The 18,274-nt window shown below is 69.4% G+C and carries 15 protein-coding genes; 5 read left to right on the forward strand and 10 right to left on the reverse strand.

Annotated elements, in window-relative coordinates; translation table 11 throughout:
- Window positions 1-7: 7 nt before the first annotated feature.
- The 3 genes from V9G19_RS13930 to V9G19_RS13940 form a co-directional block, all read right to left on the reverse strand.
- Window positions 8-1,993 carry a Na+/H+ antiporter gene (locus V9G19_RS13930; RefSeq protein WP_462286003.1) on the reverse strand — a complete coding sequence of 662 codons (1,986 nt, stop codon included), beginning with the start codon at window positions 1,991-1,993 and terminating at the stop codon, window positions 8-10.
- A gap of 134 nt (window positions 1,994-2,127) precedes the next feature.
- Window positions 2,128-2,616 (reverse strand): NUDIX hydrolase, encoded by a 489-nt coding sequence (locus tag V9G19_RS13935; protein ID WP_462286004.1) that lies wholly within the window; start codon window positions 2,614-2,616, stop codon window positions 2,128-2,130.
- A gap of 39 nt (window positions 2,617-2,655) precedes the next feature.
- Window positions 2,656-2,964 (reverse strand): DUF1440 domain-containing protein, encoded by a 309-nt coding sequence (locus V9G19_RS13940; RefSeq protein ID WP_462286246.1) that lies wholly within the window; start codon window positions 2,962-2,964, stop codon window positions 2,656-2,658.
- A 143-nt stretch (window positions 2,965-3,107) separates the two neighbouring features.
- Between V9G19_RS13940 and V9G19_RS13945 the strand changes: the two genes are divergently transcribed.
- Complete coding sequence (locus tag V9G19_RS13945; protein ID WP_462286005.1) at window positions 3,108-6,341, forward strand: bifunctional proline dehydrogenase/L-glutamate gamma-semialdehyde dehydrogenase; 3,234 nt, start codon at window positions 3,108-3,110, stop codon at window positions 6,339-6,341.
- 34 nt (window positions 6,342-6,375) lie between these two features.
- Here V9G19_RS13945 and aqpZ read toward each other — a convergent pair whose 3' ends face one another.
- From aqpZ to V9G19_RS13960, 3 genes are all read right to left on the reverse strand, one after another.
- The gene (gene aqpZ / locus V9G19_RS13950) at window positions 6,376-7,149 is read right to left on the reverse strand and encodes an aquaporin Z (protein ID WP_462286006.1); all 774 of its coding nucleotides are present in this window, start codon (window positions 7,147-7,149) and stop codon (window positions 6,376-6,378) included.
- Window positions 7,150-7,365: 216 nt separating this feature from the next.
- A complete protein-coding gene (locus V9G19_RS13955) occupies window positions 7,366-9,588 on the reverse strand; it encodes an NADP-dependent isocitrate dehydrogenase (protein WP_462286007.1) in 2,223 nt (740 codons plus the stop codon).
- 77 nt (window positions 9,589-9,665) lie between these two features.
- Window positions 9,666-10,607, reverse strand: coding sequence for a NeuD/PglB/VioB family sugar acetyltransferase (locus V9G19_RS13960; protein ID WP_462286008.1), 942 nt, complete (start codon window positions 10,605-10,607; stop codon window positions 9,666-9,668).
- A 234-nt stretch (window positions 10,608-10,841) separates the two neighbouring features.
- On the opposite strand from V9G19_RS13960, the gene V9G19_RS13965 reads away from it, so the two are divergent.
- Window positions 10,842-11,459, forward strand: coding sequence for a sugar transferase (locus V9G19_RS13965; RefSeq protein ID WP_462286009.1), 618 nt, complete (start codon window positions 10,842-10,844; stop codon window positions 11,457-11,459).
- Window positions 11,456-12,388, forward strand: coding sequence for an NAD-dependent epimerase/dehydratase family protein (locus V9G19_RS13970; protein WP_462286010.1), 933 nt, complete (start codon window positions 11,456-11,458; stop codon window positions 12,386-12,388). The genes V9G19_RS13965 and V9G19_RS13970 overlap by 4 nt, the downstream gene beginning before the upstream one ends.
- Here V9G19_RS13970 and V9G19_RS13975 read toward each other — a convergent pair.
- The 4 genes from V9G19_RS13975 to V9G19_RS13990 all read right to left on the reverse strand — a co-directional run bounded on the left by V9G19_RS13975 (window position 12,385) and on the right by V9G19_RS13990 (window position 16,215).
- Complete coding sequence (locus V9G19_RS13975) at window positions 12,385-13,146, reverse strand: 3'(2'),5'-bisphosphate nucleotidase CysQ (RefSeq protein WP_462286011.1); 762 nt, start codon at window positions 13,144-13,146, stop codon at window positions 12,385-12,387. The genes V9G19_RS13970 and V9G19_RS13975 overlap by 4 nt on opposite strands.
- 67 nt (window positions 13,147-13,213) lie before the next feature.
- The gene (locus V9G19_RS13980; RefSeq protein WP_462286012.1) at window positions 13,214-14,185 is read right to left on the reverse strand and encodes a sulfite exporter TauE/SafE family protein; all 972 of its coding nucleotides are present in this window, start codon (window positions 14,183-14,185) and stop codon (window positions 13,214-13,216) included.
- Window positions 14,173-15,390, reverse strand: coding sequence for an adenylyl-sulfate kinase (gene cysC / locus V9G19_RS13985; RefSeq protein WP_462286013.1), 1,218 nt, complete (start codon window positions 15,388-15,390; stop codon window positions 14,173-14,175). The genes V9G19_RS13980 and cysC overlap by 13 nt, the downstream gene beginning before the upstream one ends.
- A gap of 51 nt (window positions 15,391-15,441) precedes the next feature.
- The gene (locus V9G19_RS13990; protein ID WP_462286014.1) at window positions 15,442-16,215 is read right to left on the reverse strand and encodes a PIG-L deacetylase family protein; all 774 of its coding nucleotides are present in this window, start codon (window positions 16,213-16,215) and stop codon (window positions 15,442-15,444) included.
- A gap of 267 nt (window positions 16,216-16,482) precedes the next feature.
- Between V9G19_RS13990 and V9G19_RS13995 the strand changes: the two genes are divergently transcribed.
- Window positions 16,483-17,187: a TetR/AcrR family transcriptional regulator gene (locus V9G19_RS13995; RefSeq protein WP_462286015.1), complete on the forward strand. Its 705-nt coding sequence runs from the start codon at window positions 16,483-16,485 to the stop codon at window positions 17,185-17,187.
- 426 nt (window positions 17,188-17,613) lie between these two features.
- Window positions 17,614-18,234 carry an FkbM family methyltransferase gene (locus V9G19_RS14000; protein ID WP_462286016.1) on the forward strand — a complete coding sequence of 207 codons (621 nt, stop codon included), beginning with the start codon at window positions 17,614-17,616 and terminating at the stop codon, window positions 18,232-18,234.
- Window positions 18,235-18,274: the final 40 nt, after the last annotated feature.

Here is an 18,274-nt window from a genome sequence, read left to right on the forward strand (position 1 = left end):
AAGCCCGTCAGCCGAGGGCCTCGTCGACGAAGCACCAGCGCCACGCCTCGCCCGGCTCCAGCGAGCGCATGACCGGGTGCCCGCTAGTCGCGAAGTGCCCGGAGGCGTGCCGGCCAACGGAGGAGTCGCAGCAGCCGACGTGACCGCATTCGGTGCACATCCGCAGGTGCACCCAGCTCTGGCCGATCTCCAGACACGCCGGACAGCCTTCGGGCGTGTCCGGGACGACGCACCCGGCCGGGGCCTGCAGGTGATCGCACGCGGCGAGGACCGCATCGGGTGGCCGTAGCGGTGTTTCGCGCAGGGCGCCGGCGCGGCGCACGCCATAGGTGAGCGCGGCTTCCTCCGCGTCCATCGTGTTGAGGACCTGCTGCAGGACGTGCTGGTCGACCTCGCCGCCGGAGCGCATGCGCAGGACCTCTGCGCGCTCGGCAGCGATCATCTGCAGCCGCAGCCGCCGCAACAGCTCGCTGGGGGTCTCGGCGCTCGCGCCGAGCCGTTCCCAGATCCGGTTGACGCGTACGGTCGCCTGCTCACGCAGGGTCTCGACCGATCCCGGGTCGGCGTCCGGTGCCGATTCGATCTCCCGCAGGCCGGCCCCGATGGCCGCACCGACCACGGTCGCCTCGACCAGGGCGTCCTCGCGCGGATCGGGACCCCGCACGTCGAGTGCGCGGGCGAGCGCGGGCAGGGTCAGCCCCTGCAGCAACAGCGTGCCGACCGTGACCACGAGCGCGATCAACACCAGGACTGACCGGTATGGCGTGTCGTCGGGCAGGGTCAACGCCGCGGCCAGCGTGACGACGCCGCGCATCCCGGCCCAGGAGGTGACGAGCATGGACGGCAGGCGCGCCCGCAGCGGACCGAGATCACGGGTGGTGAGGGTGGCGACCGGAACGACCCACAACGGGCGCAGCAGCAGGCAGGCGAGCAGGACGGCCAGGCCTACCAGGACGCTGTGACCCAGCGTCTGCTCGCTGTCCCGGACGCCGTCGATGATCCGCTGCATCTGCAACCCGATGAGGAGGAAGACGGCGTTCTCGAGGAGGAAGGTGACGCTCGCCCAGTTGATCCGCTCCGATAGCCGGGAGGAGGCACTTTGCAGGCGGGGCGCCTTGTGGGCGAGCAGCAGGCCGGCGGTCACCGCGGCGAGCACGCCGGAGGCGTGGACCTTCTCCGCCGGGATATAGGCCAGATAGGGCACGGCGAAGGACAGCGCGGTGTCGGCCGCGGTCTCGGTCAGCCGGGTGCGCACCGCGGCGACGATCAGGAAGACGAGGAAGCCGATCCCCACCCCGCCCAGGACGGCGCGGGCGAAGTCGACGGCGACGCTGGTGACATCCACCTCGGCGTGCCCCCCGCCGTGCCCGATCGCCAGCCCGGCCGCCCCGACCGCGGTGCGCAGCGACACCAAGGCCGTGGCGTCGTTGAGCAGGGACTCGCCCTCCAAGATCGTGGTCATCCGCCGGGGCAGGCCGATCCGGCGCGCGACCGCGGTGGCCGCGACAGCATCCGGCGGGGCGACGATCGCGCCGAGAGCGAACGCGATCGCGAAGCCGACCGGCAGCAGCCACGAGACCAACAGGCCAACACCGAGCGCGGTGAACAGCACCAGGCCGACCGAGAGGCTCAGGATCGGCCCGAGATGTCGGCGAACGTCGATCAGCGAGGTGCTCAGCGCCGCGGCATACAGCAACGGCGGCAGTAACCCAAAGAGCACGACATCGGGGGACAGCGCGACCTCACGGATGCCGGGAACGAAGGAGGCGGCAATCCCGACGCCGAGCAGCCCGAGCGGGGCCGGTATGCCGGCCGGCTCACACGCTCGGGCGACCAGAATGACGGTGGCGGCGATTGCGACGAGAGTCAGGGCCAGGTCCACGGCGGCATTCTGCCCGGTGGGGCGCGCCGATGGCGGGGGCTTGCGGGTGCGCGGCCTGCCGGCAACCGCCAACCTACCCGCGAGTAGCAATTCGTCGAAGGAGTCCCCCATGCCGCGCTCGCTCCCGTATGCCGTCGCGCTCGCCCTCGCGGCGGCCCTGGCCGCGACCACTACCTTCGCCGAGGTCTGCGTTTCTGGCTGAGGTCGTACGTTTTTTCGTACGACCTCAGCCAGAACCCCAGACCTCAGGGCAGATTGCTGGTCACCGGGGCGAACCAGGTGGTTCCGGCATACGCGAGCGCCTTGTCGAGCCGGAAGGCCGAGGACGGGCGTAGCTGCGGCAGGGCATCCAGCGCGAACCAGCCGACCTGCTCGTTCTCCCCGTCGAGCGGACGCGCCGAGCCGGCCAGATAGGTGCAGGTGAACGTGAAGTCGAGGTAGCAGGCGCGGTCGCCGTTGGGATAGGTGATCTCTCCGGTCGCCGAGACGGCGACCAGCGCATCCACCGTGACGCTCACCCCGGTCTCCTCGGCGATCTCGCGGGCCAGGGCGTGCGCGGGCTGCTCGAACGGTTCGATGATCCCGCTCGGCAGCGCCCAGTCGCCGGTGTCGGCGCGCAGGCCGAGCAGGATCCGGCCCTGCGGGTCGCGCACGACGCCGGTCGCCCCGGCCATCGGCAGCAACTCGTGCCCGACCCGCTCGCGCAGCCGCAGGACGAACTCGGGGACCGGCATACGGCCCATCCTGCCTGCTCCAGACGAGCGCTGGCGCCGCTAACGCGTCGCGGCGGCCAGCGGCACCTCGGCATCCGGTTCGTGAGTGATCCGGTTGCCCAGGTCGCGCCGGACGATCTCGATGCTCCACAACCAGACGATGGGCCCGAAGAACTCGGAGAAGTGCTCACCGAAGGGCTGATGCCACGGCGCCGGGACGATGCCCATCGCCGGCATGACGATGACGTGGAAGAGGACATAGACGACGATCCCGAAGGCGGCGCCCTGCCACAGCTGGCTACACCGATCCGGCGCCGGGCCGGATCGGTGCGCGATGAGGAGCCAACTGCCGTTGTGGTGGACATGAATTCAGCGTATAGAGATTCCTCCCCGGCCCGGCCAGGACCCGTTGTCATGGCGTTGCCCACCCGGCTCGATCCGGCGACCCGCAGCACCCGAGCCGCTCCGCTCCCGCCGACGACGCGAGGACCGGAAGGGCTAGAGTGCCAAGGGTGAACGATCCGCGCGATGCGGCCCGGATCGAGGCTGCCGTCGACCTCGCCGGCCGCCTCCTGTCCGTCGCCGCCGAAGCCATCACCCCCAACGAGCGTCGCCGTCAGGAGCGTCTGGCCCGGCTGATCGACGATGCCGAGGGCCGCGAACTGGTCCAAGCCCTCGCCGACGAGGTGTTGCGCATCGAGCGCCCCAAACGGGCGGCCAATCGCTTCGCCCGCATCGTCGCCGAGCACGGGGTGCCGCATTCCCTGGGGCTGCTTGACCGGGGGTTGATGGCCGTCGGTGCCCGGCTGGCCCCGAACCTGCCGCCGGTGGTCATGCCGCTGGCCACCCGGCGGATCATCGCCGAGACCCACGGGCTGGTCATCCCGGCCGAGGATCCGGCGCTGGAGTCGCACATCGCCGCCCGCCGGGCCACCGGGGTCGACCTGAACATCAACGTCCTCGGCGAGGCGATCCTCAGCGACGCCGAGGCCCAGGCCCGGATGGACCGGGTGCTGGCGACCATGTCGCGCCGCGACGTCGACTATGTGTCGGTGAAGATCTCGGCGCTGTGCGCCCAACTCGACGTCGCCGCCTTCGAGCACAGCGTCGAGCGGATCTGCGCCAAGCTCGAGACGATCTTCCGCGCGGCCATGGACGCCCGTCCGCCGGTCTTTGTCAACCTCGATATGGAGGAGTATGCCGATCTCCACCTGACCGTCGAGGCGTTCACCCGGGTCTTGGATCAGGAGGAGTTCACCGCGGTCCCGGCCGGGATCGTGCTGCAGGCCTACCTGCCCGACTCCCACGCCGTGATGGACCGGCTCGCCGACTGGTCGGCGCGGCGGGTGGCCGCGGGTGGTCCGCCGGTGAAGATCCGCATCGTCAAGGGCGCCAACCTGGCGATGGAGCGGGTCGATGCCGAGCAGCACGGCTGGGTGCAGGCGCCGTATGCGCTGAAGTCCGAGGTCGACGCCAGCTACAAGCGGCTGCTCGACGTCGCTCTGGCGGGGGTTGCCGCGGGCACCTTGCGCCTCGGCGTGGCCAGCCACAACCTGTTCGACATCGCCTGGGCGCTGACCCTGCTCGGTGAGTTGCCCGCCGCCCGCCGCAGCGGCGTCGTCATCGAGATGCTCGAGGGTATGGTGCCGGCCCAGGCGCGCGCGGTGATCGCCGAGGCCGGCTCGCTGCTCTTCTATTGCCCGATCGTGCGGCACGACGAGATCGAGGCGTCGCTCGCCTATCTCGCGCGCCGCTTCGACGAGAACACCGGACGCGACAACTTCCTCCGGGCGATGTTCACGATGACGCCAGGCTCGGCGAGTTTCGACGAGCAGGCCGAGCGGTTCCGTGCGGCGGTGGCCGAGCGGCATACGGTCTCAACGACGCCGCGGCGACCGGCGGTGGCGCACACACCCGAGGGCTTCCACAATCAGGCCGACAGCGACTTCACCGCCGCAGAGGTCCGCGAGCGGCTGGGCGCGGCGATGGCAGATCCACTTCAGGTTGAGGTCGAGGTGCTGACCAGTGTCGAGCAGGTCGACGAGGTGGTCGCCCGGATCGTCGCGGGTCGGTCGGGCTGGGCCGCCCGCTCGCCGCAGGAGCGGGCCGCGCTGCTCGGCCAGGTCGCCGACCGGATGGAGGCCGACCGGTTCGCCACGCTCGCGCTGATGGCCGGCGAGGGCGGCAAGACCGCCCGGGAGGGCGATCCCGAGATCAGCGAGGCGATCGACTTCGCCCGCTATTACGCGAGCGCGACCATGCCGGCGGGGACGACCGAGCTCGGCTCGGTGCTCGTGGCGAGCCCGTGGAACTTCCCGTATGCGATTCCGGCTGGCGGCGTTTTCGCGGCGCTGATGGCGGGCAATACGGTGATCCTCAAACCGGCGCCCGAGGTGCGCCGGATCGCCAAGTGGCTGGTCGAGCAGTGCCACGCCGGCGGCATACCGCAGGATGCGTTGCAGTATCTCGCCTGCAATGACGACGAGGTCGGCCAGCACCTGGTCACCCACGAGGCCTTCGGGACGCTGATCCTGACCGGCAGCTATGACAGCGCCAAGCTGTTCCTGGGCTGGAAGCCGCGGCTGCGGGTGCTCGCCGAGACCAGCGGCAAGAACGCGCTCGTCGTGACCGAGGCGGCCGATCAGGACGCCGCGATCCGTGACATCGTCAAGTCGGCGTTCGGGCATGCGGGCCAGAAGTGCTCGGCCGCCAGCCTGGCGATCATCGAGGCGCCGGTGTATGACGATCCGGACTTCCTCTCCCGGCTGGCCGCGGCGGTGCAGACCGTGCGCGTCGGCTGGGGTGAGGATCCGGCGACGATCATGGGGCCGCTCATCTCGCCGCCGGGCGAGACCCTGCGCCGCGGGCTGACCCGGCTGGATGCGGGCGAACGCTGGCTGGTCGAGCCCAAGCAGCTCGACGAGAGCGGGCGGCTGTGGTCACCGGGCGTGCGCGTTGGCGTCAAGCCGGGGTCGTGGTTCCACCGCACCGAGTGCTTCGGCCCGGTGCTGGGTGTGATGCGGGCGAGCAACCTCGACGAGGCGATCGCCTTCCAGAACGGCACGGCATACGGGCTGACGGCAGGCCTGCACTCGCTCGACAGCAAGGAGATCGACACCTGGCTGGCTCAGGTCCACGCCGGCAACCTCTATGTCAACCGGCATATCACCGGCGCGGTCGTGCGTCGTCAGCCGTTCGGCGGCTGGAAGCGCTCGTCGGTCGGTGGCGGCCCGAAGGCCGGCGGTCCCGACTATGTCACCGCTTTTCGCCGGGTGCCGGCGGAGCCGGTCGACCCGGCTGCTGCGATAACCGCCTACCGGGCGGCTTGGAGCGAGCGGTTCGGGACAGAACTGGACCCGAGCGGGCTGGTCAGCGAGGCCAACGTGCACCGCTACCGCCCGCTGCGCTCGGTGATCATCCGCGTGGGCGAGGACACTCCGGCGGGCGCCCTGGAGGCGGCGCGGGCCGCCGCGGACGTCTGCCAGACGGCCGATGTGCGTGTTTATGGGCTCAGCCACGACGACGGGGCGCTGATCCGGGCGCTGGAGAGCGACCCGCCCGTCCGGTTGCGGCTGCTCACCGAGGCCCGCGACCCCGTCATCTCGGCCTGCCACCGCTTGGACGTCGCCGTGATCACCCAGCCGGTCAGCGCCGACCCCGCCGCCGAACTGCCGCTCTGGCTGCACGAGCAGGCGCTGTCCATCTCGCGCCACCGCTACGGCCGCGTCCCGGGCGTGGAGGTCTAGATCGACACCGGGCGGCCGTGACCAGCCGGCCCGATCAGGCGGCGGCGCGGGCGCGAGCGCCCTTGACCTCGCCCTCGATGTCGGGGCCGTCACCGACGAGGAGCGCATAGGTCGCGCCGGCGATGACCGCGCCGACGATCGGGGCGACCCAAAACAGCCACAGCTGGCCGGGCGCGCCGTCGGCATTGAAGAAGGCGACACCGGTGGAGCGGGCCGGGTTGACCGAGGTGTTGGAGATCGGGATCGAGATGAGGTGGATCAGGGTCAGGCACAGGCCGATCGCGATCGGCGCGAAGCCCACCGGGGCCCGGCCGTCGGTCGAGCCGAGGATGACATAGAGGAAGATCGCGGTCAGCAGCGCCTCGGCGATGAACACGGCCGCCAGCGTGTAGCCGCCCGGGGAGTGGTCGCCATAACCATTGGCGGCCATGTGGCCGACTCGGTCGAAACCGTCCTTGCCAGACGCGATCGCCAACAGCGCGGCGCCGGCGACGAAGCCGGCAACGACCTGGGTGACGATGTAGGCCGGGACATCCTTCCACGGGAAGCGCTTGCCGACGGCCAGGCCGATGGTGACGGCGGGGTTGAAGTGGCCACCCGAGACGTGGCCGACGGCATACGCCATCGTCAGGACGGTCAGACCGAACGCCAGCGCGACACCGACAAAACCGATGCCGAGCTGGACATCGGAGGCGTCGCCGCCGAGGAAGAGCGCGGCGAAGATCGCGCTACCGCAACCGCCGAAGACCAGCCAGAAGGTGCCGATGAATTCGGCGCCCAGCCGCGCAGGCAGCTTGGGGGTGAGCATAGAAAACTCCTTGACAAGGAACTGTGAAATCTCGGCCGAGCCCCTCTGCCCGCCGAGGCGGCACGGTCTGCCGCTGGATGCCCCGCGCCAGATCGGCCGGACTGCACGACTAATTGTATGCCGCCGCGCCCCCGGCACGCCGCAAGCGAGCCCTCGACTTGTGCTCCCGGGCGTGTCGGCGCCGGGTGGGCCCGGCGCGAGTGACCCGTGCCCGGGTCAGTCCCGGTTGGTCAGTCCGGCGAGGACGTCGTTGAAGGTGGCCGACGGCCGCATCACGGCCGTCGTCTTCGCCGCGTCGGGCCGGTAGTAGCCGCCGATGTCGGCGGCAGCTCCCTGGACGGCGAGCAACTCGGCGTCGATCGCGCCCTCGTTGGCCGTCAGCGCCTCGGCGACCGCCGCAAACGCCGCCGCGAGGTCGGCGTCGGCGGTCTGCTTGGCCAGCTCGCGTGCCCAGTACATCGCGAGGTAGAAGTGGCTGCCGCGGTTGTCGATCTGGCCGACCTTGCGCGCCGGCGACTTGTTCTCGTTGAGCAGGGTCTCGGTGGCGGCGTCGAGGGTGTCGGCGAGGATCTCGGCGCGGGCGTTGTCGCTGGTGCGGGCCATGTGCCGCAGGCTCTCGGCGAGCGCGAGGAACTCACCCAGGCTGTCCCAGCGCAGGTAGTTCTCGGCGACCAGCTGCTGGACGTGCTTGGGAGCCGAGCCGCCGGCGCCGGTCTCAAACAGGCCGCCGCCGTTCATCAGCGGGACGACCGAGAGCATCTTGGCGCTGGTGCCGAGTTCGAGGATCGGGAACAGATCGGTGTTGTAGTCCCGGAGCACGTTGCCGGTGACTCCGATCGTGTTCTCGCCCTTGCGGATCCGCTCGACCGAGAAGGTCGCCGCCTCGATCGGGGACAGGATGCGGATGTCGAGCCCGTCGGTGTCATGGTCGCGCAGATAGGTGGTGACCTTGTCGATAAGGACGGCGTCGTGGGCGCGGCCCTCGTCGAGCCAGAACACCGCCGGGTCGCCGGAGAGCCGGGCCCGGCTGACGGCGAGCTTGACCCAGTCCTGGATCGGGGCGTCCTTGGTCTGGCAGGCGCGCCAGATGTCGCCGGCCTCGACCGCGTGCTCCATCAGCACCTCGTCGGCCCGGTTGACGACCTGGACGGTGCCGGCGGCGGACATCTCGAAGGTCTTGTCGTGGCTGCCGTACTCCTCGGCCTTTTGGGCCATCAGCCCGACATTGGGCACCGAGCCCATCGTTGTCGGGTCGTAGGCGCCGTGCGCCTTGCAGTCGTCGATGATCGCCTGGTAGACCCCGGCATAGGAGCTGTCGGGGATGACCGCGAGCGTGTCGGCCTCCTGGCCGTCGGGGCCCCACATGTGGCCCGAGGTGCGGATCATCGCCGGCATGGAGGCATCGACGATGACATCGCTGGGGACGTGCAGGTTGGTGATTCCCTTGTCGGAGTTGACCATCGCCAGGCGCGGCCCGTCCTGGAGGGCTTGCTCGAAGGCGGCCTTGATCTCGGCGCCGTTGTCCAGCTCGTCGAGACCGGCCAGGACGGCGGCGAGGCCGTTGGTGCCGTCGAGCCCGGCGGCGAGCAGCTGCTCGCCGTGAGCGGCATACACCTCCTTGAAATAGGCCCGGACGACGTGGCCGAAAATGATCGGGTCGGACACCTTCATCATCGTCGCCTTGAGGTGGACGGAGAACAGCACGTCGTCGGCGAGCGCCTGGGCGACCTGCTCGGCGAGGAAGTCGTCCAGGTGGGCGGCGCTGATGAAGGTGCCGTCCACGACTTCGCCGGCGAGCACGGTCAGTTCGGGCTTGAGCACGGTCTCGGTGCCGTCGGCCGCGACGTGCTTGATCGTCAGGACATCGTCCGCGGCGAGCACGACCGACTTCTCGTTGCAGCGGAAGTCGTCGTGCCCCATCGTCGCGACCCGGGTCTTGCTGTCCGGGCTCCACGCGCCCATCGAGTGGGGGTGCTTGCGGGCGTAGTTCTTGACCGAGGCCGGGGCGCGGCGGTCGGAGTTGCCTTCGCGCAGAACGGGGTTGACCGCGCTGCCCTTGACCTTGTCGTAGCGGGCCCGCGCCTCCCGCTCGGCGTCCGTCGCCGGCTCGTCGGGGTAGTCCGGCAGCGCGACGCCCTTGCCCTGCAACTCTTTGATGGCGGCGACCAGTTGCGGCAGTGACGCCGAGATATTGGGCAGCTTGATGATGTTCGCCTCGGGCGTGGTTGCGAGCTTGCCCAGCTCGGCGAGCGCGTCGCTCTCGCGCTGCTCGTCGGGCAGCAGGTCGGAGAAGGCCGCCACGATCCGCCCAGCGAGCGAGATGTCCCGGGTCTCCACCTCGACTCCGGCCGTGGAGGCGAATGCCTCGATCACCGGCAGGAACGAGTAGGTCGCCAGCAGCGGAGCCTCATCGGTCAGGGTGTAGATGATCTTGGCCATCTCCGGGACGTCTCCTTCGGGCTGAGCGCGGGCGCGTGGGCTGCCAGGCTATCCAACCCGGCGGCTCGCAGCGTCGCTCAGCCGAGGCCGACGCGCTGCCGGATGGGTCGAGCGGGAACCCCGACATAGGTCTGTCCGCCGGCGAGGGGCCTGGTGACGACCGCCCCGGCGCCGATGATCGCGTCCGCACCGACGACCGCATGCTGGATGAGCGAGGCGCCGATGCCGATCCAACACCGGTCCTCGACGGTGACGAGCCCGCTGATGTGGGAGCCCGGCGAGATCGTGACGAAGGCCCCGATTGTGCAGTCGTGGCTGACGGTGGCGCCGACATTGAGGTGGGTATGCCTCCCGATCGCGACATTGTGGGTCACCCGCGCGCCCGCCGCGAGGATGCTCCCAGCGGGAACCCCGACATAGGTCTGTCCGCCGGCGAGGGGCCTGGTGACGACCGCCCCGGCGCCGATGATCGCGTCCGCACCGACGACCGCATGCTGGATGAGCGAGGCGCCGATGCCGATCCAACACCGGTCCTCGACGGTGACGAGCCCGCTGATGTGGGAGCCCGGCGAGATCGTGACGAAGGCCCCGATTGTGCAGTCGTGGCTGACGGTGGCGCCGACATTGAGGTGGGTATGCCTCCCGATCGCGACATTGTGGGTCACCCGCGCGCCCGCCGCGAGGATGCTCCCTGCTCCCAGCGAAACCACGCTGCCGGTCGTGGCGCTGGGATGCCGCAGGCTGGCATAGCGCACCGAGGGGCGCAGCCGATTGACGATGGCCTCGCGCACCACCGGCGAGCCGATGCCGACCACGACCCAGGCATCGTTCGAATCCAGCCAGTTGGTGCCGCCGAGGACAGGCACGTCGAGGGGCTCGGCCAGCGACCCCGGCTCGCGGCCGTCGTCGAGGAAGCCGAGCATCTCCCATTCACGCGAGTCGGCGTTCATCGCCGAGACGATGTCGTAGGCCTCGCGGCCGTGGCCGCCGACGCCAATGATGACCAGCGGTTTCACCACCGGTTCACCGCTTGGCCGGGCCGTCGTCGAGGCGTTGCGGGAATGATGCTCACGGTCCTTCGTCGGTGTGTCGGGCAGGCGGTCCCTGGATATCGGCTCGGCTCCATGCCACCACGGGCGGGAGCGTTGTCCATGGTGACACGCGGGACGCCCAGGATGCGCGTCGACCGCGACGTTTCGCTGGGCGATCACAGCCGGGCTATGATCGTCGGTCGGCTCAGGAACGGAGAAGTGGTGACTGGATATCGCGGCAAGCGCTGCCTCGATCTCCTGCTCGGCGTCCCCGCCCTCGTCGTTTCGCTTCCGGTTCAAGCGGCGATAGCGCTGGTGGTGCGGGGAAAGCTCGGCGCGCCGGTCCTGTTCCGGCAGCGCCGGCCGGGCCTGCACGGCGAGCCGTTCGAGATGATCAAATTCCGGACCATGCTCCCCGTGGACGCTGATCGCGGGCTCGTTTCCGACGAGTCCCGGATGACCGGTGTCGGCCGCTTCCTGCGGGCGACCAGTTTGGACGAGCTGCCGACGCTGTGGCACCTGCTGACCGGGCGGATGTCCCTCGTGGGTCCCCGGCCCCTGCTGATGCAGTATCTCGATCGCTACTCGCCCGAGCAGGCTCGCCGCCACGACGTGCGTCCCGGGCTGACCGGTCTGGCTCAGATCAACGGCCGCAACGCCATCGCCTGGGAGGACCGGTTGCGCCTGGACGTCGAATACGTCGACACGGTGTCGTTGCGCCTGGATTTGCGCATCCTCGCCCGGACCGTGGGGCAAGTGCTCGCCCGCGAGGGGATCGCTGCCGAGGGATCATCGACGATGCCCGAGTTCACCGGATCTGCAGGTAAGGAGAAATCGTGAGATTATTGGTCACTGGTGGCGCGGGTTTCATCGGATCAAATCTCGCCGTGGCAGCCCTCGCCGAGGGACATGAGGTCACCGTCGTGGACGATCTGTCGACCGGTCGGGCCGATGCCGTCCCGGCCGGCGCGCAGTTCATCGAGGCCTCCATCGAGGATCGGGCGGTCCTGATGGCCGCGATGGACGGCGTCGACGCCGTCGTGCACCTTGCTGCGCTGGGCAGCGTTCCGCGCAGCATCGCCAACCCGGTCCGCTCACACGCGGTCAACGTGGACGGCACGATCAATGTGCTCGAGGCGGCCCGCGCCCAGCAGATCCAGCATCTCGTGTTCAGTTCGTCCAGCTCGGTGTATGGGCTGAATACGAAGCTGCCCAAGAACGAGCGCGACTGGGTGCGCCCGATGTCGCCGTATGCCGCGGGCAAGCTCGCCGCCGAGCAATACGTCTTGGCGTATCAGACGGTCTACAGCCTGCGAGCGCTTGTCTTCCGGCTGTTCAATGTCTACGGCCCCGGCCAGCGCCCCGGGCACGCGTACTCCGCCGTCATCCCGACCTTTGCCGACCGGATTCTGCGCTCCGAGCCGGTGACGATCAACGGGGACCCGCAGATCTCGCGCGACTTCACCTATGTCGGCGATGTTTGCGGCGTGCTGCTCGACGCGCTCCGGCGCCGGGTCACCGCGCCCGAGCCGATCAACCTCGCCTTCGGGAACCCGACGACGCTGACCGACCTGATCGAGTCGCTGGCGGCCATCTCCCGGCGTGAGGCGACGACGATTGTCGGCCCGCCCCGCACCGGAGACATCCAGCACTCGCTGGCCGACGGCCAGCGAGTGCGGGAAGTGTTCCCGGCCATTCGCCCGACGCCCATGGACACCGGGCTCAGCGAGACGCTGGCCTGGGTGGCCAGTGTCCTCTCCAAGGGCTAGGAGATCCCCAGCCTCGCCACGGCGGCGAGGATCTGCTCGGCCAGCTCCGGGCGGCATACAACCAGATCGGGCAGCAGCACATTGGGCTGGTTGTAGAGCAGCGGCGAGCCGTCGACCCGGCTGGTGTGCAGGCCGGCGGCGGAGGCGACGGCAACCGGCGCGGCCGAGTCCCATTCATACTGCCCACCGGCGTGGACATAGGCATCGGTGCTCCCGTCCAGCACCGAGACGGCCTTGACCCCGGCCGAGCCCATCGGGACCACCTCGGCGTCAAGTGCCTCGACGAGCGCTGGCAGCCAGGCCGGCGGGCGCGAACGCGAGACCGCCAGGCGGATCTTCCCGCCGCTCGCGGCCGGGATCGCCGGCGGTGCGTCGGTCGCGAAGACCTGCTCGCGGGCCGGGAGGGCGACGGCGCCGGCGACGAGTTCGCCGCGCTCCCACAGGGCCACGTGCACCGCCCAGTCGTCGCGGGGCCGTTCGGAGAACTCGCGGGTGCCGTCCAACGGGTCGACGATCCACACCCGCTCGGTGGCCAGTCGCGCCGGGTTGTCGGCCCCCTCCTCGCTCAGGACGGCATCGTCGGGGCGCGCCTGGGCGAGCATGGCCATGAGGAAGTCGTGCGAGCCCAGGTCGCCGGCGTTCTTCAACGCCAAGGCATCGCCGTCGGCGGGGTAGTCGCCGCGGATGCGCAGCAACACCCGCCCCGCGTCGACGGCCAAGTCCTTGGCGAGCAGGTCATCAGTGCGTGGGTCGACCACGTCAACTCCGTTTCGGTAGTGCGGTGACGCGCCGAGGATGGCGCAGGCACCAGGGGCGAGCCGGCCGTCAGTGACGCGGCTCGGGTGGGCTGGCGTCGGCACGAGGGTGCTCGGCGGCTGGCTCCTCCCGGATCCCGATCGGGATGTGCAGGAAGGCCGGGCGGCCATGCAAATGCTTGATCACGCCCCACAGGGCCGGCCCGAGGATGACCATTGCCGAGCCGATGATGCCGACCCACACCGGCGGGACCTTGAGCAGCCCGAGACCGGTCAGCGTCAAGACGATCGCGATGCCGCGTCGCAGGATCGATTGCGAGACATAGTTGGCCAGCCGCGCCCCCACCCAGGTGCCCGGGCTCCCGCCGATGATCAGCGGGATCAAGACGGCCCAGTCGATGCCGGTGACCATCATGTGCGAGATGGCGGCGGACAGCACGAGGGGGATGGCCTGGACCAGGTCGGTGCCGACCAGTTTGCGGGCCGACAGGGCGGGATAGAGCAGCAGCAGGCTGATCATGATCAGCGAGCCCGAGCCGACGCTGGTCATGCCGACGAGCAAGCCGCCGAAGGCGCCGACGAGCAGCGTGGGGAGGGCGCGGATGCGGGGGTCGGGACGGTCGGGATCGTCGGGCAGATGCCGGCGCATCTCGAGATAGATCCGCAGCGTGAACGTGGACGCGGTCAGCAGCAGGGCCACGCCGATCGCCCGTTTGAGGAAGGACTGCTGATCGGCGTCGCTGCCGATCAGGTCGATGATGAAGGCACCCGCGAAGGCCATCGGGACCGAGCCGATGATCAACCACTTGGCGAGCTTGAGGTTCGGCGAGCCGTGCTTGTAGTGCACAGCGGCGCCGACCGTCTTGTTGATGGCCGCGGCCATCAGGTCGTTGGAGACGGCCGCCGTCGGCGGGATACCGAGGAAGATCAGCGCCGGGGTCATCAGCGCGCCCCCGCCCATACCGGTCAGGCCGACGACGATGCCGATGAGGAAGGCGACGGCGAGCAGGCCCGGGGTGTCGCCGGTGATCAGATCGCCCATTCGAGCACCTCCTCGTGCTTAAGGTGCCCTCGCGCGCGCAGCAGCGAGACGACCCGCTCGACCGCGGCGTCGATGGTGATCCCGGTCGTGTCCAGGACGAGATCGGCGTCGGCGGGTTCCTCATACGGGGAGGAAATGCCGGTGAACTCGGGGATCTCGCCGCGGCGAGCCTTGGCGTAGAGGCCCTTGCGGTCGCGGCGTTCGCATTCGGCGAGCGGCGTGGCCACGTGGATGAGCAGGAAGTCACCGCCGGCCTCGGTGACCATCTGCCGGACGGTTTCACGGGTGGTGGCAAAGGGCGCGATCGGGCTGCAGATCGCGATGCCGCCGTGCCGGGAGATCTCGGCCCCGACCCACCCGATCCGGCGGATGTTGGTCTCGCGGTCGGCGGCCGAGAAGGTCAATCCGGCGCTCAGGTGCCGGCGGACCAGGTCCCCGTCGAGCAGCGTGACGCTCCGCTCCCCTTCCTCGAGGATCTGGTCGCGCACCGAGCGGGCGATCGTCGATTTGCCTGACCCCGACAGGCCGGTGAAGAACAGGACGAGGCCGTGCCGGCGGGCTTCGCCGGGCATCGGCTCGAGGGAGATGACCTCGCCTGATGCGTATGCCGCGACTGCTCGCTCGCGCTTGGCGCGCGCGGCCCGCGGGTCGATCGGCAGGGCGACGACGTGCCCGCGGCGCAGCCGAGAGACGGCGGTCAGCGCCGAGCGGATGGTCGTGACGGCCGGGGAGTGGGGAGAGTGGCTCGGGCCGGCGAGCACGAGGAATTGCAGGGGACGCTTGCCCGCCGTCGCGACGATGTCGAGCAGGTCGTCGGTCTTGATCGGCCGGTCGACGACGACCGAGACGGTGTCGGCCGCCAGGTCCGCCGCATTGTCCTTCGGGGAGACATAAAAGCGCTCGAAGGTCCGCGGCGAAGGCCGGCCGGTCCACTCGGGTCGGGCCTGCAGGTCGAGGGAACCGTCCTCGCGGGAGGTCCCAGTTGCCGCGAGGCGTGCAAATGGAACGCCCTCCGGGTCGACGATCTCCACGCCGCCGGCTCCTTGGGCGGGGACGGCGACCTCGGCGGGTAGGTGCACCGAGACGGGGCCGCCGGGGGCCACATCGTGCTCGGGGGCGAGGATGCCGCTGCGCAACAACTCCAGATCGTCCAGGACGTCGTGGGGCGGGCAGAACTGCGGCAGGCTCGGGTTGGCTGCAGTCACAACCGACCATTGTGCCATTGCCGCGTGCGTGCCCTGGTCACGTCGCCCGCGTCACAGGGTCAGCCGCGCTCCGGGAGCAATGAATGTCTCGATATTGCGTTCGAAATGACTGAGGACTTCACAGCCGAGGACCGGTTCGTCGCCCGGCTGAGCGGACAGTGGATCGAGCAGGCTGGTGAAGCAGGCCATCGCCCGGACCTTGTCGGCGAGGGCTCCGCGGGCCAGTCGCACGCGGCATACGTCGGGCCAGGGGACATCATCGATCTGGCCCCAGTGCCACAGTTCGACGGGCATCTCCCACAGCATCACGCCGGCGTCGGCGGCGACCTTGGCAGCAATCAATCCGCTCGAGTCGTGGTCTGCCCAGCCGTCCAGCCGATAGGGCGCAAGCAGCAGCGTGTCGTCGCCGCTGCCGCGAAGGGCCGCCGCCAGCAACTCGGTGACGGTGTCGACCTGCTGGGCGATCTGGCCGTCGGGCAGCCCGGCATACGTGGCCCGCGCGGTCGGGGCCAAGATCGCCAACGCTTCCCGCGACTCGTATTCGTGGCGCTCGGCGAGCGCGGCGGGGGAGTGGGTGGGGGAGAAGGGGTGCGACGCCTCGCCCGCCGTGAGAACGAGCAGGTCGATCTGGGCGCCGAAGTGGTGCGCGGTCGCGATGAAGCCGCCCGCGGCAAAGGTCGCATCGCCGGGATGGGCCGCACAGACGACCACCCGACGCAGGCTGCCGCGCTGCTGCCAGCGGACCGCCGGGGTGTGCTGCCACTGCGGCGCGCGACGCCAGACCTGCTCGTCGGTGGTGGGTGGTCCGTCGCGGGGGACTCGCACGGGCGGGCAGGGCGCGCCAACGGCTGTGTTTCCCAACAGCCTGTCGAGGTTGTGCGTGATCTCGTCCTCCTGGAGAACAGCGGGCGTGGCCGGCGCGGCTCGTTCGGGCCGGCCTGGCTACATCCGGTGGCCGGACGACCCGGGCGGGCGCGCCGTTTTCGTACAGTGTAAAACACCGGGAAACGCGATAATGTTCCAGGACCTCGGACGCTGGCGGGAGAGGGCGTCGGATTCAGGTCCGTGGCACCCGGAGCGAGGAGCGGTGGCGTGAGCGGCGGGCAGAAGGCAACGGCGGCTCGACGAGCCGGGCTCTCGCGGGCCAAGATCTTGCACGCGGCGATCGCCTTCGTCGATAAGCACGATCTCGCGGCGTTGAGCATGCGCCGCCTTGGGCAAGAGCTGGGCGTCGAGGCGATGGCGCTCTACTACTACGTCAACGGACGTGACGACCTGCTCGAGGGAATCGTCGAACTGCTCATGGAGGAGGTCCGCGTCCCGCCGCGCACGCCGCTCGGTCCGGCGGATGGCTGGCAGGCCTATGTGATCGCGTTCGCCCAGAGCGTGCGCGAGAGCGCGATCGAGCACCCCAAGCTGTTCCCGCTCGTCGCGACGCGGCCGCCGGAAGCCCCGTGGTTGCGGCCGCCGCTGCGGCACCTGCCGATGGTCGAGGACTTCCTCCAAGCCCTGGTGATCCGCGGCCTCAGCGACGACGCCGCGGCCCAGGTCTACAAGATCTTCGCCGCCTTCCTCCTCGGTCATCTCCTCCTGGAGGTCAGCCTCCGCGGTGCCGAACTCGTCGTTGTCGACGACCTTGATGACGGGCAGGGCCAGGCCCCGGTGAGTGATCTCTTCGCCGACTACCCCACGCTGACGCGTTTGCAGGGACCACTGGCCGCGCACGACCCGGATGCCGAGTTCGGCGATGCCCTGGAGGCCCTCTTGGAGCGCCTCGAGCGCGAGGTCGGGATCTAACCATCGGAGAACTCCCCGCCAACTCCCCGCCAGGGCTCGCGGTGTCCCCAAAAAGGAGGTCTCGAGGCCGCTTCTAACCTGCGCGTCCGCAGGCTAGAGTGCTTACTGCGTGCTTCTGTTGGTCGTTCCGTTGGGTCATTCTGGAAACGCGCTCGGGTGGGGTTGCTGGATTGTGCGCATATCGGAGTACCATTAATGCCAGGATTGAAGACTGCGTTGTCCGTCGGGCAACACGTCTGGAATCACCCTTCGAACCGGGGTCACCGCGGTAGCGCGTTGGCGCGCGCCGTCCGCTACCAGTTAATGTCGCGAGTCAGTCAGCGCCCCGTCCGGGCAACCGTCGGTCGAAGCGGTGTCTTGCTTTGTTACCCACGTTCACATGGCGCGTCCGCCGCGCTTTACGCAAATCCGCCGGACTACGCTGAGATGCTTTTCTGGCGGCGAGTATTGCGACCGGGCGACCAGTTCTTTGATATTGGCAGCAATGTCGGCACCTACGCTTTATGGGCTGGCGACTGCGGTGCCCAGGTGTTGGCGTTCGAGCCAGATCCCGGCGCCTTTCAGCGATTGAGTGAGAATATCGAGCTAAACCACTTCGACATTCAGGCCCGACGCATTGCTCTCGCCGACAAGGTCGGCACGATGAGGCTCACCATGGGGCGCGACACAGTCAATCAGCTGGTGCTCGACCCAGATGCCGGGGATGGCACTCAACATGTGGAGGTTTCCACCCTCGACGCGATCGCCGATGACCGGCCCATTAGGGGAGTGAAGATCGACGTCGAGGGCGCTGAGCGGCTGGTCATCCAGGGCGCCGAGCAGTCGCTGAGAGCACAGCGAATTGACCTCATACAAATGGAATGGAACAGGATGAGCGAGGTGACGCTGGGCGAGTCGCGTGCGCCTGTTGCCGATCTCTTGGCCGGGCACGGATACGCCCTATTCCGCCCGCATCCACAGGGGATAAAGTGCCTGGATTCAATAGATTTCGGCTCTGACGTGTTTGCGGTTAGTCCGAACGCCGCGGAAAGCCTTCGCCTTGACTAGCCACGACGTGCTTCTATGATGAATACGCAGTTACGCCTGG

Origin of the sequence: Nostocoides sp., from assembly GCF_037045025.1 — a bacterium.
Lineage (GTDB): Bacteria > Actinomycetota > Actinomycetes > Actinomycetales > Dermatophilaceae > Nostocoides_A.

Coding starts and splice junctions, on each gene's coding strand:
- V9G19_RS13930 (WP_462286003.1), bottom strand. CDS start 1,993: ATGGGGGACTCCTTCGACGAATTGCTACTCGCGGGTAGGTTGGCGGTT.
- V9G19_RS13935 (WP_462286004.1), bottom strand. CDS start 2,616: ATGCCGGTCCCCGAGTTCGTCCTGCGGCTGCGCGAGCGGGTCGGGCAC.
- aqpZ (WP_462286006.1), bottom strand. CDS start 7,149: ATGCTCACCCCCAAGCTGCCTGCGCGGCTGGGCGCCGAATTCATCGGC.
- V9G19_RS13955 (WP_462286007.1), bottom strand. CDS start 9,588: ATGGCCAAGATCATCTACACCCTGACCGATGAGGCTCCGCTGCTGGCG.
- V9G19_RS13980 (WP_462286012.1), bottom strand. CDS start 14,185: ATGGGCGATCTGATCACCGGCGACACCCCGGGCCTGCTCGCCGTCGCC.
- V9G19_RS14000 (WP_462286016.1), top strand. CDS start 17,614: ATGCTTTTCTGGCGGCGAGTATTGCGACCGGGCGACCAGTTCTTTGAT.